Origin of the sequence: Bdellovibrio sp. HCB-110 (genome assembly GCF_047323225.1) — a bacterium.
Lineage (GTDB): Bacteria > Bdellovibrionota > Bdellovibrionia > Bdellovibrionales > Bdellovibrionaceae > Bdellovibrio.
The window spans coordinates 838,480-861,965 of sequence record NZ_CP178750.1; the positions used below are offsets into that span (position 1 = coordinate 838,480).

21 protein-coding genes are annotated in these 23,486 nt (G+C 45.1%); 12 read left to right on the forward strand and 9 right to left on the reverse strand.

Annotated elements, in window-relative coordinates:
• Positions 1 to 74: 74 nt before the first annotated feature.
• Together ACL934_RS03990 and ACL934_RS03995 are read right to left on the reverse strand one after the other, a co-directional pair.
• Entirely contained in the window at positions 75 to 1,157 is a 1,083-nt protein-coding gene (locus tag ACL934_RS03990; protein WP_413613153.1) for an aminopeptidase, read from the reverse strand.
• Complete coding sequence (locus ACL934_RS03995) at positions 1,145 to 1,717, reverse strand: outer membrane beta-barrel protein (RefSeq protein ID WP_413613154.1); 573 nt, start codon at positions 1,715 to 1,717, stop codon at positions 1,145 to 1,147. Before ACL934_RS03995 ends, ACL934_RS03990 begins: the two co-directional genes overlap by 13 nt.
• Positions 1,718 to 1,805: 88 nt before the next feature.
• On the opposite strand from ACL934_RS03995, the gene msrB reads away from it, so the two are divergent.
• From msrB to ACL934_RS04020, 5 genes are all read left to right on the forward strand, one after another.
• A complete protein-coding gene (gene msrB / locus ACL934_RS04000) occupies positions 1,806 to 2,222 on the forward strand; it encodes a peptide-methionine (R)-S-oxide reductase MsrB (RefSeq protein ID WP_413613155.1) in 417 nt (138 codons plus the stop codon).
• A 166-nt stretch (positions 2,223 to 2,388) separates the two neighbouring features.
• Positions 2,389 to 3,705 (forward strand): hypothetical protein, encoded by a 1,317-nt coding sequence (locus tag ACL934_RS04005; protein ID WP_413613156.1) that lies wholly within the window; start codon positions 2,389 to 2,391, stop codon positions 3,703 to 3,705.
• A gap of 27 nt (positions 3,706 to 3,732) precedes the next feature.
• Positions 3,733 to 6,600, forward strand: coding sequence for a type II secretion system protein (locus ACL934_RS04010; RefSeq protein ID WP_413613157.1), 2,868 nt, complete (start codon positions 3,733 to 3,735; stop codon positions 6,598 to 6,600).
• Entirely contained in the window at positions 6,597 to 7,610 is a 1,014-nt protein-coding gene (locus ACL934_RS04015) for a prepilin-type N-terminal cleavage/methylation domain-containing protein (RefSeq protein WP_413613158.1), read from the forward strand. The genes ACL934_RS04010 and ACL934_RS04015 overlap by 4 nt, the downstream gene beginning before the upstream one ends.
• A gap of 86 nt (positions 7,611 to 7,696) precedes the next feature.
• On the forward strand, positions 7,697 to 9,541 hold the full coding sequence (locus ACL934_RS04020) for a hypothetical protein (RefSeq protein ID WP_413613159.1): 1,845 nt from the start codon (positions 7,697 to 7,699) through the stop codon (positions 9,539 to 9,541).
• On the opposite strand, the gene ACL934_RS04025 is transcribed toward ACL934_RS04020, so the two are convergent.
• From ACL934_RS04025 to ACL934_RS04035, 3 genes are all read right to left on the reverse strand, one after another.
• Positions 9,486 to 11,780: a PQQ-binding-like beta-propeller repeat protein gene (locus tag ACL934_RS04025; protein ID WP_374077930.1), complete on the reverse strand. Its 2,295-nt coding sequence runs from the start codon at positions 11,778 to 11,780 to the stop codon at positions 9,486 to 9,488. The genes ACL934_RS04020 and ACL934_RS04025 overlap by 56 nt on opposite strands.
• Positions 11,777 to 12,376 carry a pentapeptide repeat-containing protein gene (locus ACL934_RS04030; protein WP_374077931.1) on the reverse strand — a complete coding sequence of 200 codons (600 nt, stop codon included), beginning with the start codon at positions 12,374 to 12,376 and terminating at the stop codon, positions 11,777 to 11,779. Before ACL934_RS04030 ends, ACL934_RS04025 begins: the two co-directional genes overlap by 4 nt.
• 62 nt (positions 12,377 to 12,438) lie before the next feature.
• Positions 12,439 to 13,329, reverse strand: a complete 891-nt coding sequence (locus ACL934_RS04035; RefSeq protein WP_413613160.1) for an energy transducer TonB — start codon at positions 13,327 to 13,329, stop codon at positions 12,439 to 12,441.
• Between the two features lie 92 nt (positions 13,330 to 13,421).
• Here ACL934_RS04035 and ACL934_RS04040 point away from each other — a divergent pair, with 92 nt between their 5' ends.
• The 6 genes from ACL934_RS04040 (at position 13,422) to ACL934_RS04065 (ending at position 17,151) form a co-directional block, all read left to right on the forward strand.
• Complete coding sequence (locus ACL934_RS04040) at positions 13,422 to 13,931, forward strand: PilZ domain-containing protein (protein ID WP_374077935.1); 510 nt, start codon at positions 13,422 to 13,424, stop codon at positions 13,929 to 13,931.
• Positions 13,932 to 14,047: 116 nt separating this feature from the next.
• A complete protein-coding gene (locus ACL934_RS04045; protein WP_374077937.1) occupies positions 14,048 to 15,364 on the forward strand; it encodes a PhoH family protein in 1,317 nt (438 codons plus the stop codon).
• 10 nt (positions 15,365 to 15,374) lie between these two features.
• Positions 15,375 to 15,782, forward strand: a complete 408-nt coding sequence (locus tag ACL934_RS04050) for a MaoC family dehydratase (RefSeq protein ID WP_374077939.1) — start codon at positions 15,375 to 15,377, stop codon at positions 15,780 to 15,782.
• A 6-nt stretch (positions 15,783 to 15,788) separates the two neighbouring features.
• Positions 15,789 to 16,217 carry a BLUF domain-containing protein gene (locus tag ACL934_RS04055; protein WP_374077942.1) on the forward strand — a complete coding sequence of 143 codons (429 nt, stop codon included), beginning with the start codon at positions 15,789 to 15,791 and terminating at the stop codon, positions 16,215 to 16,217.
• A 19-nt stretch (positions 16,218 to 16,236) separates the two neighbouring features.
• Positions 16,237 to 16,668, forward strand: a complete 432-nt coding sequence (locus ACL934_RS04060; protein WP_374077944.1) for a DoxX family protein — start codon at positions 16,237 to 16,239, stop codon at positions 16,666 to 16,668.
• A gap of 66 nt (positions 16,669 to 16,734) precedes the next feature.
• Positions 16,735 to 17,151, forward strand: a complete 417-nt coding sequence (locus ACL934_RS04065) for a GNAT family N-acetyltransferase (protein ID WP_374077946.1) — start codon at positions 16,735 to 16,737, stop codon at positions 17,149 to 17,151.
• A 26-nt stretch (positions 17,152 to 17,177) separates the two neighbouring features.
• Here the strand turns inward: ACL934_RS04065 and ACL934_RS04070 are convergent, their stop codons facing one another.
• Positions 17,178 to 18,206, reverse strand: coding sequence for an HNH endonuclease (locus ACL934_RS04070; RefSeq protein WP_374077949.1), 1,029 nt, complete (start codon positions 18,204 to 18,206; stop codon positions 17,178 to 17,180).
• Positions 18,207 to 18,481: 275 nt separating this feature from the next.
• Positions 18,482 to 19,228 carry a lipoyl(octanoyl) transferase LipB gene (gene lipB, locus ACL934_RS04075; RefSeq protein WP_374077951.1) on the reverse strand — a complete coding sequence of 249 codons (747 nt, stop codon included), beginning with the start codon at positions 19,226 to 19,228 and terminating at the stop codon, positions 18,482 to 18,484.
• 156 nt (positions 19,229 to 19,384) lie between these two features.
• On the opposite strand from lipB, the gene ACL934_RS04080 reads away from it, so the two are divergent.
• Complete coding sequence (locus ACL934_RS04080; RefSeq protein ID WP_374077954.1) at positions 19,385 to 21,007, forward strand: hypothetical protein; 1,623 nt, start codon at positions 19,385 to 19,387, stop codon at positions 21,005 to 21,007.
• Positions 21,008 to 21,010: 3 nt separating this feature from the next.
• On the opposite strand, the gene ACL934_RS04085 is transcribed toward ACL934_RS04080, so the two are convergent.
• Positions 21,011 to 22,426, reverse strand: a complete 1,416-nt coding sequence (locus tag ACL934_RS04085) for a lytic transglycosylase domain-containing protein (protein WP_374077955.1) — start codon at positions 22,424 to 22,426, stop codon at positions 21,011 to 21,013.
• A gap of 119 nt (positions 22,427 to 22,545) precedes the next feature.
• Complete coding sequence (locus ACL934_RS04090) at positions 22,546 to 23,433, reverse strand: LysR family transcriptional regulator (protein WP_374077957.1); 888 nt, start codon at positions 23,431 to 23,433, stop codon at positions 22,546 to 22,548.
• Positions 23,434 to 23,486 lie beyond the last annotated feature (53 nt).

Sequence of the window (23,486 nt, forward strand, 5' to 3'; positions counted from 1 at the left end):
ATCTCCCGAGTTTTTTGGAATGGCCTCTTATAGGGGAGTTCAGAAATGAATGACAGTGTAAGTTTGGCGATTTATTATTCTCGTTTTGCATGAAGCTCTAAAGAGCGGATAAGCTCCTTCAGGGCGACAGCAGGGTCTTCAGATTTTTCCAAGGACTTACACTCTTGAATAAAACGAGCGTAGTCCTTACCGAGAAGCTCATAGAGTCTCTCAAAATCCCCAAGATCTTGCATATAAGTCTTATAAAGAAGCAGACGGGCGTTGTTGAGTTTAGCTTCAGGGAACTTTTTATAGTTTTCAGTCTTTAGCTGAGGCTGAAGATCCTTGGTAAAATTTTCCTGGATTTGACGGATGCGCTCTTGGCGTTTTTCTTCAGATCTTTCGGAGGGTGGCAAATCCTTGTACCACTTCTCCAAGTTTTTTAGCTCTGAAGAAATAAACTGCGAGAACGCCTTGTTGTCGACGTTTTCATTTTTAATCTGATTGAGAGTGGGGGAGTCCGCGCCTTCTTTTTTTAAGTAAAACTGTTCGGCTCCCTTATTTCCCAAGAAAGTTGCCAGGCGTTCGTTAAAGTCCGCTGAGTTTTTAATATAAAGAGTGGCGTGCACGGTTTCATGAATGATCGTATTCACAAGATCATAGTCATCGTAGCGAAGCATAGAACTTAGAATCGGATCGTTGAACCAGCCCAGAGTGCTATAGGCAGAAACTCCACGCAAGTAAGTATCGAGATCTTCTTTTTGCAGTTCATTTTCTTCTTCAAGCGCATCGGGCTCGTTGAAATAACCCTTGTAAGGCATCTTGCCCATAAAAGGATAAGACCACTGATAATGTTTTAACTCCCAACGATAGGCCGCACTGACGACATACGTAACATAAGGGCGCCCCAGCTCGACATACGAGGTGTAGTTTTTCGTGGGCTTTAAGTGCAGTTCTTTTTCTGCGTACTCCCGTGCTTCTTGGGCTAAGCGCAGTTTTTGTTTTTTGGATTCTTCCAATTGGGGATCTTGCAGAGCCTCATCAATGGGCACACGGCTGCTCAGCAGTTTCATTTGCCCATAACCTGATTTCATCAAATAGCCCATCTGGCATCCACACAAAACGGGGATGGCGATGGCCAGAGCTGTGATTTTAGGAAGATGTTTTACAAGACCCAAGTGATGCCGGCGCGAATGGAGGAGTCATCCGTTTGCATTCCTCCGCCGATGGGAGTTTTCCAAACGTCGTAACTCAGTTTGATTCCAAAAGTTTCAGTCATTTGAATTTTCAGCCCGGCGCCATAACTCGGGACTGTCGCCGTTTCTGGCTCCAAAGTATAAGTATCTTGACCTTGGATTTTCACTTCTTGATAGCGCTTGATCTGAGCGCCGCCACCTTTGATGTAAGGTTGGAACAAAGATTTTTTATCAGCAAAAACCAAAATCAGATCCGCACCCATGATTTGCGAATTTTGTTTCGTCGTACGTTGGGCGTCTGAGGCGCTGGCTTTTTCCTCACGCAATCCGCGGGCGTCGGTGTAACTTAATTCCAGAGCTAAACGCTCCAAGAAGTAGAGCGAAAGGGAACCTGTGATGGATTCAGAGTCAAAAGAGTTGTTTTCGTCGAACGTTGTCGTCTTTCTTCCATAAGAAAGTCCCAGTTCGGTGTAAAGCGCATGGGCAGGAAGTGACGTCGAAAATAAAACGGCCAAGATAATTAAAGAGACGATTTTCTTCATATTGTCTCATTCTAGCAAGGGTCGGTGACGAGTGACATGAATTCGGCATTCTCTGGACTAAAGGAGCTGGACCTAGTAAAACTAAAGTATGGCTGAAAAAGTACTTAAATGCGGTCTTCCCGAAGATGAAAATGAATTAAAGAAATTACTGACTCCCGAGCAGTATAAAATCATGGTCGAGAACGGAACGGAGCGACCTTTTCATAATGCCTATTGGGATCATCATGAACAAGGTATCTATGTCGACGCGATTTCGGGAACGCCTCTTTTTTCTAGCGAGGACAAATTTGATTCCGGTTCCGGATGGCCCAGCTTTACAAAACCAATTTCATCGGATGCTGTCCTTGAACTTCCGGATCACACTCATGGTATGACTCGTGTGGAAGTGCGATCGAAGTCTTCCAACTCTCACCTCGGACATGTTTTTGATGATGGACCTGCACCGACGGGACTGCGCTACTGTATCAATTCGGCTTCACTGAAGTTCATCCCAAAACGAGGCTAATGATACTGTCTCAATATAGATCGTCTTGAAAATTGGTAATACGCCTATCGAGAATTAATTTGCTCCCGAACTCGCCGCGAACAAATTGAACCCGTACCCCTCTAGAGATGTCTCAGATGTTCCGTTATCCTTAATGAGTATAAATCGGAACGTGTTGGAGGGGGATATGAGATTAAAGCTCAATTCTCGGGGCGTCGGGGTGCTACCTTTGGTGGCAGGTATCTCTGTCGCATCTATAATTACCGTAGCCATGGTATCGCAAATGGGTCTTGAGGGATTCAAGCGATCTACCTTTGCCTATACAGAATGGGAAACAAATCTGGGGAACCAAAAAGCTTTGGGCCTTGGTGGTTACTTTGTTGCCCACAACTTGGTGCTATGTCGCGAAGACGGCTGGCGTGATCTTGCCGAAGGTGTGAAGTGCCGTTGGGGCGGTGGCTATCACAACCCACGCATCAGTGAGAGCAAATACAATATCAAATCTGTAGAATACGAAAATGGCGATCTGGTTCTTTCGATTTTGAATGCAGAAAAAAATCAAAAAAGCTACGTCACAAAATTGAAAATGAATTTGGTGGATTGGTCAAAGCAAGCGTCGTTCCGCCCGATGGTGGGTGAAATTCCGGTTTGGAATGCGCTATCAGATGACGACAAATTTATGGTGTTGATGACGGCAGCGACAGATCTGCAAATTGCCGAAGGAAAAAATAAAACAGTGACGAAGAGCGGGGCGATCCGCCGTCCGATTGGAACTCCGAATGTGCAGATTCAATATAATACCGGTCGTGAATCTTGCATCTTTGAGTGTGAAGCCGGAAGCACTCTTTCGCCAAATCCTGAATGTCGTGGTCCTTTAGGTGTGCCTGAAGAGGGAGGAAGTGCGACTTTGGGAGTTCGTATTTCCAACTTGGGGCCGGGCGCTTTGTATAAGTTGAAATACGAAAGAACGACGACCTTCAATCAAGAGATCTATCCAGGCCGTGCTCCAGAGACAACATTAGTGGATGCCATGGACAAACAAGAAGTGTTCATGCCAGGGGAACGCCTAGATACAGAGATTGAAAGAAAGTGTTATAACCCTGTGCGAACATTCACGACTCAAAACGTGCAAAGGGTGACGACAGGAAATGTGGGAACCACATCGACGACGTCTTCAACGTCCGTCACGGTGGCTAGTACGTTCCGCGCTCTTTCATCAGAACATTTCAATGTCAGTGCTTCGCGGTTTGATCCGACGGAGGCGACAAGAGATTTAGCGGGATTTTCAAAAAGATATAATCCTTACGATTCTAAGACTTACAGACCGAATACGACGTTGTCGGTTATTGAGCCGAAACGTTTAGGAACACAATTGCCAACGATTGAAGTGAGTTCTCCGCAAGAGACCGTCAGCCAGACGACGACAACAACAACTGTTGTGGTCAGACCGCGCGTTGTTGAATCAACTCCATCAGGTGACGGTGATGGCGACGGGGATAACTAAACATCAAGTATAAAAAACGGGTGACTTATGATCTGGAACGTTCAATCAAACAAAGGTTTCTCAATAATTGAAAGTCTGATTGCAGTCGGTATCGTCGCCGTCTCCATCCTGGCTGTGGGCGCGATCGTTGGACAGTATTCGGGCATGGCAAAAACATCCGTGGCAAAACAAGAATTGCCGGGGATTAATACCGACGTTTTAAATCGAACTCGCATGGTTCTGCTCGATACCAAAGATGACTCTGGCCGTAGTACCAAAGGTATTTGTACTCTTCTGGAGCCTCGCGAGATAAAACCGGGAATTATTCCGGTGGATTTGGTTCTTACTAAAACAGCCGCCACTCAAGCGGATTGGAAAGCCGCCTATGCTCCTGAATGGAGCTTGAGTGGTTTTAAAGCCGTCGGACGCGGAGGAGTGCAATTCACTCTTAATCCTGTGATTGGTAAAAACACTCTTGTGACTTCTTCTGCGATTGATCCGAAATCTTTGCATGTAGATGTCGTAGTCAGCGTTCGTACCATGGACCCTGAAGATTCTTCGGGCGTCTTTGCGATGTTGCCTACAGGGGCGCAACGTGTGGATGCGAAGAAGGCTTCTTTCATGCTCGAAGCGACAACAAGATACGACAAAATCCTGGAGAATGGCGCGCGTGAAGCGAAAGAATCTCAATCGAAAGATTTGGTGTCTGTTCTAGATGTGGGGTCATGTGATATCCGTGATTCTTCGGGAAGAGCTCTCGTGCTTTCTCCGGCGGGAACAGGCGTCGGCGATCCTGAAGGTCGTACGATTTATAACAACACAGAATTTAAAGAAGTCGGTACAAACGCTTTTGAAATTACGATGTCTGCGATGGAAGTGGTGCAAGGGAAATACATCTCGGGGCGTCTTTCAGCGGATCGTACTAAAAACGTGGTTTCTGCTTGTACGGAAACTCGCTACCGATGTCCAAAGACTCGCGAGACGAGAAGTTTCCGTCCCTTCATTAATTTGACTGCCAACGTGAATTATTATTCTCGCAATATGTATGGCTATCGTGAAAGAGCCCGCATTTCTCCGAAACTGCAATTTTTGGATGAACAAGGGAACGATATCTTGGCGAGATATGGCGCTCCGATAAATTATACGAACAGAGCGGGCATCAACTATCGTCAGCATTCTGATAAATTGTTCTATCCTTTGAATGAACAAGGACAAATGGACTTTTCAGCTCCAATGACGGCGGCTGATGGTAACAACCGTATTCTAGCCTCAGTGAGTAACGTTCAGAATATGTGTCGCGATGTGTGCTCGACAACAAATCCGAAGTCAGTCAAACCGGAATTAAGAATGTCGACGCCGGATCTTTTAGATTCAGAGAAAAAATGGGTGGATGAAAGCGGCGTTGCTTCCATGCCTCTGCACTGTACGATGTGTTTCATCAAAGGTTGCACACGCATGGGTCTTGAAACCTTTGGTCCGGTGGAAGAAATGCCACCAGAACCTTTGGATGCCCAGATCCCAGAGTGTGCGGCTCAGAATGAAGATGAAGGAAGAAAAATTCTTCCTTTCGCGGAAGAGAATGTTTCTACATCCAGTCCGTCGAGTTGTATAGCGGCCAGCGTCTCCAACGGCAAGTTGGTCTATCGTACAAGAAATTGTAACGACACTCTTCCTGTGATGTGTTTTGCCTTCGGTCAATACACTTTTGCCAAAGATTTGGGATCTAAGAACCCCCGCACGGCGCGATATGATGAAGCGCAAACTGTCTGCAGAAACTTGGGACGTGAAAGTCATCTTGTTGAGGTTCTTCGTGAGGGGATTGCCCAACAGGCAGGCTCGGTAGAAAATTTGAATCGCATTCCTACTTCAGGAAATCGCTATGCATTCTTGAATCTTGCTAAGGTGGGAAGCTTCGTTTCGCCACAGGGTGATTCAGAGCAAGTGGATGCCATTAATGAATTAAGAAAAGAATTTGGTTCCCAAGTGCGCAATGACTTTTGGGTGGCGTTGAAAATGGAAAACGGAGCTGTGATTGCGGAAGTACCTCGCGCAGCGACTTCCAATGGCGACGACGAGCAGCACATGCTCTACTACAACCCATCGGGAGTGCAAACTCACACGATCATTTCTACGACTCCGTATAGCTTCGTGAAAAGTCCTCATGACGCCAACGACACGGCCTATGCGCTCTTTAATCACGTGAAATTCCGTGGTGTGGTTCCGGTTTCAAAAAATCAAATGCACTCAATGGAATTCTTGTGTCTTAGAAAGTCGAACAAGTCTTTCTTTATCACCAGTGGCAGAGCCAGTGACAGCTTTAGCCGAGGTGGTGAGGCCTGCGAAGCTCAAGGGGGATTGTTCGTGGCTCCGCACTCACCCACGGCGTGGTTGCAAGCGATGTTGTTGGTTGATGATCACGGCAACTACTTCCCGTTCCCTGAACTTAACGGAAATCCGCCCCATGTGTGGGTGGCTTTCGAAAACGGATACGCTCCGGCAATTCAAGGGGAGTTAGCAGCTCTTGGATTCCGCAAAGTGACCACGGAAGTATTGAGCAACTCTTTGGTTGATAGAAACGGTTCCTTCATCGAAGTTAAGCAGACTCAAATGCAGGTAGAAAAACCCGCAGAAGAAGAGAAGAAGGATTCCAGTGGAGCAGGTGCAAATCCACAAACTGGAGCACCGAAAGAACCTGAGTATATTTGGGTCGACAATCCAAATGTAAAAATCAAAGTGGCTTGCTATAGCATGAAGGAAAAAGCCATTCATATCAGAGCCGAGGCACCAGGTTGTGAAGAGGGCGAAACACGACTTCTGGAGTCGGATTTAAGAAAACCCATCATTTCCATGCTGTGGGTTCTGAATAAAGGAAACTTTAATTTGGGATCTTTGGATTTTATTAAGGTTAAGCCATGAGGAACAAACGTAAGGCCAACGGCTTCACGCTGATTGAAGTCATGGTCGTGGGAGTTGTATTGACGTTGGTTTTAATGGCTTCCAGCCAAGCGACCATCTTTTTCGTCAAACAAATGAAGAAATCTGAAAAAGGACAAGAGGTCTTGGCGGAATCCCAGGACCTCGTGATGTATGTGCGTCGCTCCTCAAGAAATCTGAGCACAGAGCGCCTCAACATGCCGAGCAGTTTTTATTTGAGACCCATCCCACAACGTCCCGCGAGTATGGGCGCGAATCCGACAACACCGGTTCCTGCGATGAGCATTGATCCGGCAGAGTGGTTGAAGCAGGGAAACTCAAATCCTCTTTACAATAAAGCTCAGGCTGCCTTTTCTAGCGGAGGAACTTATAATATTCTTCTGGACTCTTTTACTTTGGAAGAACATGCCCTCAGCAATGTCGGTGGAGGTCTTGACAAGAAGACGCGACGACTTTTGGTGTCTCGCTGTGATGAATTAGATAATTATTTTACCGTGAACGACAGCCCTCACTATCCAGGAGTGACCGCTCTGTACGTTTTGGGAGTTATGCCCAAGCGTCCGTTTATTTCTCACTTAGCCAACGGGAGCGCCGTTGTGAACTGTTGTCCGCCCGGAAATTCCGGGTGTACTGACGGTGGTCCGCAGTCACATTTCTTTAGAACTTATGCGATCACTTTTGATGACTCCCAAAATGTTGTCAATGTGGAGGAGTTTCCTAAGTCCAACGCGGACAATCCAGTTGTCGGCACAGGTTTTGGATTGTACTTCATGAGTGTTGACGGCGCGAACGTTAGCATTCAAACTTTTTCTATGGTGAATGGTTGTTATCTTAGAAATGGAACTTTGCCGCAAGTATGTGTTGGACGACCGGATATCAAGACTTTGATGTCCTTCTATTTGTCGGTTCCCGATCTTATTAAGATCGACACGAAGAGTATTTCGACGAGTTTAAGTAATGATATGCGTAAGACGGGTGTTATCTCTCTGTGAGGTTTCGTTATCTATTGCTTCTTAGTTTGATCCTCCGGATTGTTTTCTTTGCTCTTTTTTTTAAAGAAGAAACTTGGAATATCCACATGGCCTTTCGTTTTGACGAACGGGCCTTGCAGATTTTGCGCGGGGAGGAAGTTAACAACCTGGCGGCGTGGGGTTCTTATCCGCTATTCTTGGCTTCGTTCTACAAAATTTTGGATGTTCTGGGATTATTGTCTTATCGGATTTCGATTGTCTTTTGGTTGAATCAGTTTCTTGGATTAGCCACGGCGACCTTGGCGTTTAAGACTCTTCGATTTTTTAAAACTCCCTATCGACCTAGTTTTATCTTTGTAGGTCTCTTTCTTCTGATAAATCCGCTGCAAATCTATATCAACGGGATGAACATCAGTGAAAGTCTTTTTCAGTTCACAACCTGCTTGGCTTTAGCTTTGTATTTGGATGTCTTTTCATTCACAGCTTGGAAGAAGTGGCTGGGATTTTTCATCTGTTTGGTCTTTGCAGTCATGGCCCGCAACATAATTCTTCCGTTTGTGATTTTGCTCCCGATTTACCTGTTTTGGATCGAACCTCAAGGAAGAAAGGTTTTATTCTCAAAAGAATTTTTGGGAGCGGCTCTTTTGGCGGGAGTTTTGCTTTTAATCCTGGGGCAAATCAATGCTCACTTAGATAAATACAAGAATACGTCTTTGAATTTGAATCGTGGCGCCAATTTAGCACAAACATGGTGTGAGGCTCCGACTTTACACTTTAAGACCGAGGAAAATTCTTTTTGGTTCAGCCCTCCGGCGTTTTGGCCTTTGGAAAAAACGCGTTCAATTTATTTGGAAAAGGATTTTGCCGACACCAAATTCTACACCAACATGGCATGGGAGTGTTTGCAGAAAGATCCCTCTCTCTTGGTTTTCCGCTTGCGCAGTCTTCTCAATGTTTTTGATGGACCTTTTTATCCAGATCCCCTTAAGGGACAAATGCGTGGGATCGCGCACACATTTTCGGTGTTGTACGCGGTGCTTTTTTTCTTTGTGATCTTTGGCATCAAATATCTGTGGAAAGAACGAAGCGGAAAGATCTTATTATTTTTCGTAGCAACCCAAATGGCGGCAGTTTATCTCGCTAATACGGGAGAGGCGCGTTTTGTTTATTCGTTTTTGCCAGCTCTAACGATCTTGGGCATTCTTTTGTGGAGCCACGTAAGCCGTCGTCAACGAATAGTGCTTTTAGTCCTCAGCGCCGTGATAAGCCTGGGACTGATGTTTATTCAACCTTTGGCGCAGATGATGACTGAGCGAGATAAAAATCGTTTTATAAAAATGACGACCGAAGAAAAAGTTCAACTGGTCGAAAATCGCCTGAAGTCCATCCCTGTTTTGAAATCAGAACCTTTGTGTCGAGATACTTTCAAGGAGTCACAAAAATGTTTGGCACAAGATCAAACTTCTTGTGCCCCTGAACAGGTCAAAAATATTTTCTCTGAGTTTCAGGAAAGCCAGAAGGAGTCGATGACGGAAGAGCGACTTTTCTGCAGAAACCTTTTTATGGTGCGCTTGTGGAATGAAAAGAATTTGCCAATACCGATGGAACTCATTCAACAACCATCACTGCTTCCTGAGGGCCCTTTTTCAGGGAATCACCCCATTGAAGCGATTGCGGGACAACTCCTGCATGTGGATCTGCTTTCACGAGTCGGCGCTAATGACTTGATTCCAGCAGAAGAGTCTTTCGACAACCTTCTGCATATCCTTTTAAAATATCAGCATCGTATTTCGGGTAATCGCAGTGAATATCAAGGGGCGGTTGTTGAAAAACTCAACAAGGCAGACCCCTCAGAAAGAGCGGCAGGAATTTATTTGTCGAGCTTGCAACAGGCTCTTATTGCACTGAAGAAGAGCCCAACGTCCATACACCCTCCGAGCCATCAAGAGTGATAAGAAGCGTATTGCCAAGAATAGCAGGCGTGGAAGAGTAGTTTCCAGGAAGTGTATACTTTTTCAGAATCGCTCCTGTTTTAACATTGATGGCACATAAAGTTTTATCAGCACAGAGATCCCAATAAATAGAACCCTTTTTATCTGTCGTAATAAGACCACTGGCGACGTGTTCATGGGGCTGGAATAAATCCCAGAGCTTCTGTCCATCCTCGCTTTGATAGGCGGTGATTCGACCATTTTCTAAAGGCACCACCAAAATATTTAAATCCGTAGAAAACGAAGGGGAAGCTCTAGAGCCAGAATCCAACTTGTGAGACCAAAGAAGTTTTCCCTCTTGCAAACTATGAGCGGAAAGTACACCTTCTGTGGTGATCGCAAAAACACGATCTTTGCCAATCACAGGTGTAGCAATAATTTTTCCCTGACTTTGATATTTCCAAACTTCTTGACCTGATTTTTTCGCGAGAGCCACAAGGAGGCCCGCGTTCGTACTTCCTACGAGCACGTCATTTTTAGCATCAAATGCCAAGGACGCATGGGACAGTCCCGGATACAGAGATGTCTTCCAAAGTGTTTTCCCGCTATAAAGATCCAGACCGTAAAAGTAGCTTCCGTCCGGAGGCATCTCGACAGAAACAAAAACTTGCTCATCAATAATCAAAGGGGATGAACCAATGGCGCCACCTAGTTTTTCTGCCCAAATTCTTTTCCCGGTAGCACCGTCAAGTTTATGCAAAACTCCGTCATAAGATCCTAAGATGAATTCTCCACGATTGGTTACGGAAGCAGAGCCATGAAATCCATAGCGAGGTTTCGGAAAATAGTCGTTCCAGATGTTTTCAAAAGATTTAAATCCAAAGAGCCAGCCGCTGTCGCTTCCTACGATCCATTGGTCTTTAAAAACCACAGGACTTGATTTCGCAGCACTGTGAATTCTACTCTGCAAAGATATTTTAATCTGTTGAACAGAGGCATTCAAAGATACTGTTTTTTTGCTTTCACCTGTGCGCGCGGGATTTTCCCGCCAATGCGAAGCTTCGCCACTGATAGGAGAATAGCTCTCTTGTTGCGGTGAAGGATTTCCTGAAGCATGAACCCAGCTATTGCTCCATACAGAGTAAGTCAGTCCGGCATCACAAAGTTCCTGATCGCGAACAACCCACGTTAACTCGGTGTCCGTTCTCTTTTTAGATTTCAAATTGAAGATCACCGAAGGAGTTTTCGTCCATCCTTGCTCGGCACATAACTTCTTTCCGTAGTTGAAATAGACCAAAGGGTCACAGCGAACGCGAATGGCGTAGGTGAGTGGTTGATCGAGATAGAGATAACCATCCACCGTTTTTATTTGGAAAGAAGGAAGGCACTCGGTTTTTGCATCCAGCATATTTAAAGAAAATAAGCGTCCTTCTGCTGTCAGGGCCTCATTTTTATTTAAAAGTTTAGGATAGAGCTGAGCCAGAACAAACAAAAGGACATAAAAGTAAATCCAAGCTGGGGACTTCCCTCGTCGGAAATGAACGACTTCGGATTGTGGTTGGTAGATCAAGAACACCGTTAAAAGTAAAAGCATGATCGACGGATAATAAAATCCCACGATGTGCCAGCTAAAAAGATGAAAGGCAAGAAGCTGCACAAGAGTCAGATATTTTATTTTTTTATTCTGGGAAAACACACCCCAAATTAAAACAAGCTCCAGAATGATGACGTAAATACATGCAAGTATCAGCCAGATGCCAGAAAGGAAAGTGTCGACGAGAAGGGCAGAACCAGAAATCCATTCCCAATTGAGTTTGATCAAACCCGCGCCAAAATAGAAGAAGACCAACATGATTTGCGCAAGGAACAAGTTTCCTTGAGTCAGGATATATCCCGCCATCACGAGATTGCTCATGTAATGGTAGTTCCCCATTAAATCATAGGACGAAAAAAAGATTCCGAGCTTCACCAAGAAAGCTAAAGTGAAAACACTCAAACAAACTTTAAAGGGAATCTTGGGGATCGCAAACAAAGTCGGCGTGATAAAGGCCAAGGCCACATAGAAAAACGTAATTCCCGTCGCTTGATTCTGAACAAACTGAGTGAAAGCTTCCGGGATAAATGACCAAGAGTTGCCAGACAGACTTTGCAACTTGTACAGAAGCCCAAACTGCAAATCGAACGCATGCCAAAAAATCAGTGTCACAAAGTGTGTGAGAGAAAGAAGAAAGCCGTAGAGTCTGACGGGATTGTTTTTCATGGTTTAAAAACCATCCCTTGTTCGGCGCGATAGGCTTCGCTGACTGGAAGGATCGTGGCTTTATTAAAAAGGGCTCCATGCAGTTTGACGTTCACGAACAAACAGCGTTCAAACTGAGCACCGCGCAAATCCGTGTCTTCAAGATTGACGTCTTCTAGATAACATTGCGACCAGCGCGAGTTGTGAAATGACGAGTTCGTGGCGTCCACATGAATCCAGCGAACCCCTTTTAATTCGGACTTGGTAAATTCACTCTCTAAAATCTGACTTTCTTTAATACTGCCACCTTGCCAGAGGCTGCCTGCAAAATTGGAATTGCGGGCTTTTACTTTTTCAATATCGACCAAAGAAAACTCGGCATTTGAAAATTGATTCTGGCGAAAGATCACTTCTTTAAAAAGAATGTTCTGAAGAAAGCTGTCGTTGGCAACGACTCCCACAAGATCCAATTTTGTGAAGGAGGCGGATTTAATTTCCAGACAAGGTTTGAAATTCATGCTTCCGGACTGCACTTGAATAGGTGTTCGTCCTCTAGGGCATTCCGCCAAGGCCTTTGTTCCGAAAAAGAATAGAAGCAGAGAGATCACGACAGGCATTCCTCATTTTAGAGGGCCGCTTTTCCGAGTGGCAAGGGTTACATCGGGGACCCGACGCGAGACTAGTTGCGATTGACCAACGTTGGCGGGTTGTAATTCACCGTGAATGAAAATTTGATGTGAATGTAGCCGTCCTCTTGAACCATTTCTTTCGGAGGATTCGGAAAAACTTTGGCGTCCCGAAATGCATTCACGGCGGCCGCATCAAATGCCATGATGCCTGACTCTTTCATAATAAGAGCCTTCTGAAGAAAGCCCTCTTTATCCAGAAGAAATTCAATGTGGGTGACCCAGTTGCGATTTCCTGCCTGTGCTAATGTCGGGCGATCAAAATTATTGATCACGGCTTGCACTCGGCTCTCCCAACGATAGCGGATCAGTTCTTCCATGCGTGCGTAGAAAGTATAGAACAAATAGCGATCTGTATTTAAAGCCGTGAAAGAGCCCACGCGCACATCCCGGGGCATCGACTCACCAATTGTCGACATGCCTTCGTCAAAACGATTCATCTCTTGCAACTCTTTTGTGATGTCGACGTTTTTATATCCGTCTTTGTCAGTTTCATCAGATGTTTTAGCTCCCGAAGGCTTCGGCGTTGGAGGCGTGTTGTTTTGCGAAAGTCCTTTGTTACTGCGATTGGCAGTCATGCCGGTGTTTGCCGCACGAGTTTCTTCACGCACACGTTGTTTTTGCTCTGAAAGAAAGCGCGCCAAAGTTTCATCCTCTGGCGCTTTCATTTTTTCTGGCACCAAGGCTTGGCGAACGATGGTTTGTTTTTTTGGGGTTAAAGCCTCAAGAATTTGTCCTTCAGGATAAAGCGAGATTTCGAGGGTCTCTGGCGCTTTCTTTTCCATAAAGGGCGCAAGCCACACCACTCCTCCAAAGAAGATCAGGTGCAGGGCGAGGCTGCAAAGAAGAGCTATTGTTAAAAGGACCCGACGAGTCGTTATCATCGTCTCATTTTAGGACGAAACTGGACCTTAGTGCAAGACGGCTAAAGTTGAAACATTTTCTGCCGATAAGAAGTGTGTCACAGGGGGAAATAATGGGGAAAGTTCTCGATATCACGACGCGCCTAAGATCTCAAAATTCTTTGGAAAATACCAAAAAAGAGCTCGGAGCAGAAGTCCTTGATATCACAGAGGCTCGTCAAGAGATTTTGAGCCGTGATCGCCGCGACGTAAAAAGAACAATTTTGACAGAGTTCGTTGGAGCTTTTGTTGTATTACCTGAAAAAGGTCTTTTGAAGGCCGCACTTTACGATATCTCTGAAAACGGGATGGCGTTTGATTTGGAACTCACAGAGGGTGGTTTCACTTCAGGCGAAGAAGTGGCAATGCGTGTTTATCTTAATCATTCGACTTATTTTCCGTTCACAATTCGCGTGACCAACTGTCGTGCGATTGAGGACGAAGGCGTAATCCGTCATGGTGCTAACTTCGTTAGAGGCACGATGAATGATGTCGCGCTCCATCATTTTGTGAAATTCATCGAAAATGTCAGTGCGAGCCTGAAAACAGACTCTGGCGACGTTCTCGTTTCACACATCTCGTAAATTCAATTCTCGCGGCCCTTTTCCGTGGACTTTAGTCCTGCAATTTGTTGCAATTTAGCTGTGGATAATCTGCAGCGGATGCAGATTGCACGGACTATAAACACGGAGGGCTGTCCTTGAGTAAATCTAAGCGCAGAAAAATTGTAGTTGATACCAATGTGATCCTTTTTGATGCTCAGGCTATCTTGCGCTTTGGGGAAGCCGATGTGCATATCCCTATTTCAGTTATCGAAGAAGTCGACAAGTTCAAAAGAGACCAAGGGGAGAACGGGCGTAACGCTCGTCAATTCAGCCGCTTTATCGACGTGCTTCGTGCCAAGGGTTCTTTGGCAAGCGGTGTGCAAATCGATAACTCTGAAACAATGGTTTACATCAACACAGACTTGATGCTCGCAGGGATGCCGTCAGAGTTGGATCATCAGAAGGCGGACAACCGTATTCTGAATACGGCGCTGGCTTTGCAAAAACAACATCCACGTTACAAAGTGGAGTTGATCTCGAAGGACATCAATCTTCGTATCAAAGCCGACGTTTACGGCGTCGTTGCGAAAGACTATGAAACTAACGACATCAATCGCGATGACCTTTACGAGGGTTATCAAGAGATCATGGTGACTCCTGAGCAAATCGATTTGTTCTATAAAGAAAAACGTTTCCTCACGGACATGAAGCTTTATGCCAATCAGTACGTGATCATGAAAGATTCTGCGAATCCAAATCACTCGGCGATTGGTCGTTTCAGTTTTGCTGAAAAAGCCATCGTGCCTTTGATGCAAGCCGCAGACTCTATCTGGGGTATTCACGCAAGAAACGTCGAACAGGCGTTTGCGTTGGATTGTTTGATGAATGACGAAGTGATGTTTGTATCTCTTGTAGGTAAAGCCGGTACGGGAAAAACATTGCTTGCGATTGCAGCAGGTCTTCATAAAACCCTTGATCAGGGCCAATTCCAGAGATTACTCGTATCTCGTCCGATCTTCCCCATGGGACGCGATATCGGTTATTTGCCAGGTGACATCGAACAAAAATTAAATCCCTGGATGCAACCGATTTTTGATAACGTAGAGTTCTTGATGGGTGCGGACAAAAAAGCGGCGGGTCGCGCGCAAGAGTTGATCAATCAGGGCATGCTCAATATTGAACCGTTGACGTATATTCGCGGTCGCAGCATTCCGAAGCAATACCTCATTGTTGACGAAGCACAAAACTTGACTCCGCATGAAATCAAGACAATTGTTACTCGCGCAGGACGTGGGACAAAAGTTGTTTTGACCGGAGACGTTTATCAGATCGACAACCCTTACGTAGATTCTGCGAACAGCGGTCTCACTTACGCGGTCGAGAGATTCAAAGGGCATCCGATTGCAGCCCATGTAACTCTCACTAAAGGTGAAAGATCTGAGCTTGCCGAGTTGGCAGCAAATATTCTTTAGGAGTTTTGAAATGGTTACGACAATTGATGTAGGACACACGGCTTCGATTACTGTAAAGGTGACTGATAAAATGGTTCACCAATTTGCAGATCTATCAGGAGATCGCAATCCTATTCATCTTGACGACGCCTACGCGGAAAAAAGCCGCTTTAAGCGTCGTATTGCTCACGGCATGATCGTCGGCGCTCTGATTTCCAGAGCGCTTGTTGATGGTATTGGCTTGGGCGGTATTTATTTGGGTCAATCTTTGAAATTCGTTAATCCTGTTTTCATCGACGACACGATCACGATCACAATCAAGATCACAGGTCTTCGTAAAGAAAAAGGAATCGCGACTGTTGAAACAAACGCATATAAAGAAAATGGAGATATCGTGGTGAAGGGCGAAGCCGTCATCATGATGAACGCTCCTGCTTAAGAGGGTATGAGCAATATTTTTCATCTCGTCTATATCAGTGAGGCGGCCGAGGATATCAGTTACACCGATATTCGCGATATCCTAGATGTCTCACGCCGAAATAATTCTCAAGAGGCCATTACTGGCCTTTTGATTTTTCGTGATGGACACTTTCTCCAATTGTTGGAGGGGGATGAAAAGAGCGTTAGAAAAGTTCTAGGAAAAATTTTGTTAGACGATCGCAATTATTCATTGCGAGTTTTGATTGAGGCGGAAGGGGACAAGCGCCTTTTCGCCAATTGGGCCATGGCCTTTTATGACGGTGATATTTCACCGAACTCAACGGACGATTTGATTTCACTTTTTGACGCTTGTTTGGATGGAAGTCACAATCATCGTTCTTTGATCATGCCCATGTTACGTCAGTTCCAAGCTTCCGCTCCCGAATTAAAATAACACCTTTGTTGGAGGATCTATGAGTGGTTTTGTTGCAAAAGTTCTTTCTGCTAGAAATTTCAATACAAAATATGACGATGTGGCTTTAACGCTTTTGCGTGTGTTCATCGGTCTTACAATGGCATTTTCCCACGGTCTGGGAAAACTTCCTCCACCGCAAATGATGGTGGATGGCGTAGCCGCTTTGGGTTTTCCGGCGCCAGAGTTTTTCGCGTGGTGCGCGGGCTTGGCAGAATTTGCGGGCGGCATTTTGCTCGCGATCGGATTGCTCACTCGTCCTGCGGCCGCTTTTGTTGTGTTCACAATGTTAGTTGCAGTCTTTGGCGCCCATGGAGCTGATCCATTTGCGAAAAAAGAAATGGCTCTTCTGTACCTATTTTCCTCTTTGTTCTTTGTGCTTCACGGTGCCGGTCGCTGGTCGGTGGATCACATGATCTCAAAGAAGAAGTAACCTCCCAGAAGCCTGAAGTAAAACGACTTTATGCTGATTAGACAAATGACTTCGCAGGATCACGATATGATTCTGGCAATATCGACGGCTCTTCCTCAATGGTTTACTAAAGATGGTATTGCATCTATTAGAAAAGATATCCTTTTCCAATCTGGGCTTGTAGCTGTTGAGCAAGGTAAGATAGTCGGTTTTTTAACCTACTTTGTAAATCAAGGGATCGCGACGATTGCTTGGATGGGGGTTGTACCGAATCAACATCGTTCCGGGATCGGGACACAGCTTTTGCAGGAACTTCGTAAAAATCTTTTGAGGCACGATGTGAAATCTATTCTTGTCAGTACCTTGGGGGACGCTGTCGATTACGAACCTTATCAACGGACTCGACTATTTTACCGAAAGAATGGATTCGCTGATTTTCAGAAAATACAGCATCCTGAAAATCCTGAGCAAGAAGAGGAACTCATTCTTCGCTCAGAAATCTAATGATTTGGATTTCGTTCATAGTCTGACTAAATGGGAATACTGTTAAGACCAAAAGTTTTAATAGATCTCCGTGAATTATGAACTCGACAAAGCAAGGCCAAGTTCTCGATAGTATTGTCGCCCTCAAGAGCAATGGGTTTCGTATGATCAATTTGCAATGCATATCTCGATGAACATCGTTGCCTAGATTTTGAATCAATATGTTCACAACAACCCTGGGCTCTTTGCCATAGCATTCTTTTAATATGAGTGGGAATAGCAGGTCTTAAAGAGGTCACCTTTGCCGACGATGGCAGTTGCGCAGCATTTTTCTCGATCTTTGAGTTCGGCGCTGGTTTGCTGAATTCGGATTTATCAGTGTCAGATTTTTTATTGGTGGCGCCCTCTAAACCCAGCTTCTTTTTCTTTTCTTTGACGGCTTTCTTTAAAAGAAACTGCAATACGGATAAAGCATTTCCATCAGGCAGTTCATGAGCAAAGAGCTCTCTAAATTCCCGAAGCAGTGATTGATTTTCTTCATTGAGTAGTGCCTCGAACTTCACAAACTGTTCAGAGGAATCTTTGATGGCGTTCTCATTTAAAGATTTCTCACTCAAATTAAATTTCCCCAGTAGAAGTTCTGGCTGATGAGATTGTTTTACCAACTCTTTTTCCGCTTCGCGAGTGGATTTATCTTGCAGACTTTCTAACAACCGCAACTTGTCCGTTTTGGAAAGATGGTGCTGTACCTGTTTCTCTGCTCTGACAAAACTTTGAACCTTGGCAAGAGTTGTAATATTTAAACTTCCTGACTGAATTTTTTCTTCAATTTCGGGAAGCTCTTTTAAGAGTCTTGCTGCTGATAATCTTCGCTGTGCTTGGCCTTCGGAATATTTATAATACTTGATGCACATTTCATACATGGATGAAAATCCTAGATCCACAAATAAACGACGAATTTCTATTTCGCGCAAGCTTTGCAAGACCTCCAAAGTCGTCGCTCTTTCTTTCTGAACAAGCATTTCAGTTTGTCGCAAAAGGTCCTGGTCCGATAACCTTCTTAAGCTTTGATTCATAAAATCCTCCCGCAGGAAGAGTTCTATCACGACTTTTAAATTCGACATTTTTCACTCTAATGTTCAATTAGAAGCGATTTTTCCCCTGACAGACGGTCGACCCTTCGTCCTTGTGATGAGGGGCTGGGAAGAGGTGTTGTGGGGGGTATAATGGCTTTGTTGGTCGATGATCTCGAAGAAATTAACTCCTCGAAAATTCACAAAAATATGTGTCAATAAAAAATTAAATTACAAATATTGTGCACCACTGCCATCGCCGCTAACGGTAAAAGTAACTACAAAGCTTGTAGCAGACGAAGTTTCAATCTCTCGCTGAATTGTTTCGTATCGAGGGGAGTGTTGAGGACTTGCTCAAGACTCACCATCGTCTCTGCCGTAAAGCCGCAAGGATTCATTCCAACAAAGGCCTTAGGGTCGTAGGTAAGATTGATCGCCGCTCCGTGGAAGGTCACCCACTTACGGACGCCGACACCTAACGATGCGAGTTTATGATTTCCCACCCACACTCCGGTTTCATCGGCTTCAGAATCTGTTTGCGGGTTTTTATGAAGCGATCTCCCTTGGGCTTGAATGTCGTAAGATTTTAAAACATCCACAATCGCATCTTCAAAAACACGAAGGTAGCCCACGATCTCACGATCTTTTCGTCCTTTGCGTGCAAAAGTCAGATTTAGAATCGGGTAGACGATCAACTGACTGGGGCCGTGGTAAGTCGCTCTGCCACCGCGGGAGACCTCGACGGTTTTTCCATTCCAGTTAAATACATCACCGGACTTGGTGGCGCGACCTAAAGTGACAACAGGAGGATGGGTGCAGAAGATGAGATAACCCGGAAGAGTCTCCGAAGACACTTTCTCTACAAGCTCTTGCTGATTTTTAAGGGCCTCATCGTAGTCGATAAGTCCCCAATCTTGAAAAATAAGATCCGCCATCACTACTTTTTGCCACTGAATGCGATGGATGTCATGACATTTCAGTTTTTCACAAATTGTGTCGCGTATGGAGGAAAGTACAGTTTTCAAAGGAGTTCTAAAGAGACTGAAAAATTTTTTTACAGCAGTTTTTCGGCGAGTGTAAATGCTTTAGTCACAAAAATTTCAAAATGAGATTCATTTGAAATGCCCCTAAAACTCGCTACAGAATGGAGTCACAGGGTTAGGGATAACACGGAGGGTTCGATGAAAAGTTTGGCGATGGCATTCACAGTGGTTGCGGCAATGACGCTGACAGGGTGTCTAGATAATGGCGGGGGCAGCGAAGTTCCTTCCAATTTAAATAACGGCGACTTCAATGTCATCACGGAGCCCGGCGACGACAACTCCGGCCAAGGCGGAACAACAAACCCAACGAATCCTCCGGACGATGGCGGTACAACCACCCCTCAACCTTCTGAGCCAGAGGGTCTGGATATCAACAAAGGCGAAGTCCTTACGGCATCGACGGATCTTCTTTTGGATTTCTATCCTCCCTTTCACTCGGCCTACTTGAAGGTTTCAGAAAATGAAACCTGTGCGGGAGGCGACTGGGTGAGTTACGTGAGCAGCCGCTCTTTAGTGAGTTCAAAAACAAATCAATCGGTTCCCGTTAGTGTGCAGTTTCGTGACCATGACGGTCGCGTGAGTTCTTGCTTTGTCAGAAGAATCTTCATTGACCAAGCTGGCCCTGACATTGTGTTTGCAAAATACCCTTCAGCTCCGGTTGAAGAAGGTCTCGACGTAGAAATTATTTTTACTGTGACAGATGTCGGTGCTGGTGTTGACACAGTGACTTGCCAGTTTGCTGGCGTTTCTAAAGCGTGTGCTGCGGGACAAAATAAAGTCGTCATCCCTAAAATGGCAGGTGGGGATTATACATTGTCCGTTTCTGCAAAAGACAAGTTAGGTTTTTCCTCGCAAAAATCCATCTCTTTCAAAGTGTCTTCTTTGTATAAACAGATGGTGCAAAACGTGAAAGTGAATCCATACCAAAAAGTGGACATCTTGTTCGTCATCGATAACTCGGGCTCCATGGAATACGAACAGAAAAGCATGGCCAACCGTGTGCGCAACTTCCTCGATGTTGTGAAAGGTCTTGATTGGCAGATCGCCGTGACGACGACAGACCCGGTTCATAAAACTTTGGGAGATGGTCGTTTGGTTCCTCTTTACGGTAAAAGTAATTCTTATATTTTGAATTCCTCCATGTCTGATGCTGATGCTCGTTATACTTTGGGTATGACTTTGCAAAGACCGGAAACAGGAAGCGGTTCAGAGCAAGGTATCTATTCGGCTTACAGAGCTATCGAAAGATCTTTGGCATCTTCGGGTGGTAACACCAACTTCATTCGTTCCGATTCTCAATTGGCCGTTGTCGTGATTTCGGATGAAGACGAATCTGCAAGTGAAGCTAAGAATGATCCGGCAAACTTTGTTAAATTTGTCCAAAGCAGTTTCGGCGGACAAAAATCCATGAGCTTTCACTCGATCATCGCGCGTCCTGGGGATAAAGCTTGCTTGGATGGTGAGGGTTACTCTGCGGGATTCCGCTATGAGCAGATTTCAAAACTCACAGGTGGTGTGATCGGCGACGTGTGTGCGACGGACTATGCGGCGCAGGTGCAAGGTATCGCGGAAGGTGTTAGAAACACATTGAAGTCTTTCACTTTGACATGTGCTCCGGTGATCGACTCCATGAGATCTCTTTTAGTTCTTAAAGATGGTCAGGTTTACAATGGAACTCGCCACATTCAAGGTCTAAATGTAGTCTTTGATCAGATGTTGCCAGAGGGGAACTACGAAGTTTACTATTCTTGTCTTAAGTAATCACTAATTGCGACTGACGTCGTCGCCGTTGTAAGACACTTCGCTCTGACTGACTTTTGTGTCATCAGGGCGTGTGTCTTTTGTAAGAAGGCTCTTAAGAACCAAGCGCGCCGGTGTGTCGACCATCAATGTAAAACCAGAAGGAATCGAAGCGTTGCGTTCTAAAGCCTTTTTCAGATCTGGGTTGTACATAACGAAATCTTCTTTAGCAAGGCCACTGCGGCGAAGTAATTCTTTCGCAGAAATAGAGCGAGCCAGCTTCACTGTGTGAAGATCCAAAGTTTTTTCGTACTCAAGATCTTTAAAGATTTGTTCATGATACTTTTCAGCATAAAGAGCTGCCAAAAATTCACAGTAAAAATTAGAAGAAGCAAAATCAAAAGTGCGAGACTGGTAGCTGTTGATGATCTCAGACAGGTCTTCGCTTTCCGCCGCTTTCATCGCGCGACGAATGCCAGAAGGTCCGTGATTCCATGCTGTCACAGCCAAAGGCCACGAACGGCGTAAGATCATATGATTTTCTTTAAGCAGACGAGCCGCCGCATTGGTCGCTTTAAATGGTGAGTTGCGCTCGTCAATGTGCTCATTGACTGTCATAAAGCTTTTGCCCGTGTAGTCCATGAATTGCCAAATACCTGAAGCACCAACTTTGCTGACGGCGTGACGATTAAAGCTGCTTTCCACAAATGGAATGCGTGTGAGTTCCACAGGAAGTTTGTGATTGCGGAAGATCTCTTCCATACCGCTAAGGTAAATCGGACTGACTTCGATACCTTCAGCAAAAAAGTTTTTCTGACCAGTTTGCACGCGCACGTTTTTAAGAGCTTCTTTGGCTTTGTTCCGTAGCGAGCCAGGCAGAACTTCTAGCGCTTTTGCAGCAAGGACTTGGTATTCGTCTTCCTCATCCAATTCCGCACCACGGGCAAGCTCCTTGAGAGCCTCACGGATATTCTGAACTTCGTCAGTGACGAATTCATCCGCTTTCACATTGCGCATCCAGCGGGCTTTGGGTGTATCGCTATTGATGATGGATGTAATATCCACAACTTTAAAGACCACCCACGGGTAAAGCGTGTGGTGCACGACTTTACGATTGGAATCATAACGAGTGTAAATATCAAACCAGAAACCCACGCGATCACGAAGACCTGCGGGAATCGTAAAATCTTCCCCAACGCGATCTTGATAATCACTAAGAATTTCTTCGCGGTGATAAACGATGTCGGGATCTTTAGAGAAAACCACTCCATCCAGGATCATACGCTGAATCTTTTTAATCTGCTGAACCACGACTGGAAAACTCGCGGAATTGAAGAGTGCGACAAGAAGACTCAAAGTCACCAAAGAACCCACGATATTGCGGGTGCTTCGTTTTGAGAAAAAATTCTTAGTTATATTCACGTTTTTATCACTCTTCATGCCAATTCATAGAGCAAGAGTGATGCTAGGATTACAGACGTTTAAGTCCTATAAAACGCGGTTGAACATAATTCACTGTCTAAAAGAACGTCACTGGCAACAAAATTAGCACGCATTTCTCATAATGAGCAAAGACGGCGAATGGCGCTCCCTAATTTTTTGGCGACATCATCTTCCAAATCGGTTTTTCGCTTTACTAAATACACATATTCTTTGCTGCGCGGAAAACGCTTCGGAAGGGGTTTTTCCTCCAAGACAAATTCAGATTTGACGATTTCATTGTGCATTTTTGCGATGAATTTAGGGATGTAAGCCACGGCCAGGCCGCGACGGCAAATTCCCAGAGCGGACTCCAGCATTCCCACACGATAGAGGACATGGCGAGGGAAGGCTTCTTCCGGCCAGCCATCCAGTCCCCGCACGCGATTCGGAGAACCCTCAATCGGCGCAATAGGAATGACAAACGGAGCACTCTCGGAAGAGTCATTGAACTTGTTTTTAAGTCCAAAAATTCCCATCTCGATAGACTGAATGCGAAGATGATCTAACTCGGGATGAGGAATCGGAATGTAAGTCAGAGCAAAATCCGAATCTCTGTTAGCCACACTCTGCTCCATGCGTCCTGGAGTCATTTCGTGAATCAAGCACGGCCGTCCTGCAAAAGCACCGCTTAACACTCTTTCCATAAAGTGGGTCGAGAAGACCTCAAAGGTGGCAATTTTTAAAGGCTTGCCTTCTTCAGAGTGCGTTTCCTGAAGATCTGTTTTTTCGATGATACCATCCAGTTTTTTAATGATGTCTTCCAAAGCAGGAGCGATCTCACGGGCCCGATCGGTGAGTAAAATACCACGTCCATCTGGTACTATCAGTTTTTCATCCAGTTCAGCTTCAAAGACCTTGATGGCTTTAGACAAAGCGGGAGCTGAAATGCGGTGCAGCTCGGCTGCCTTGGTGACGCTGCCTGTTTTTACGAGAGAAAGAAAATAGCGAACGCGATTGATATCCATTGGTTAACGGTTCTAATCCATAATGAAATTATATTCAAATGTTTTATGGGCTA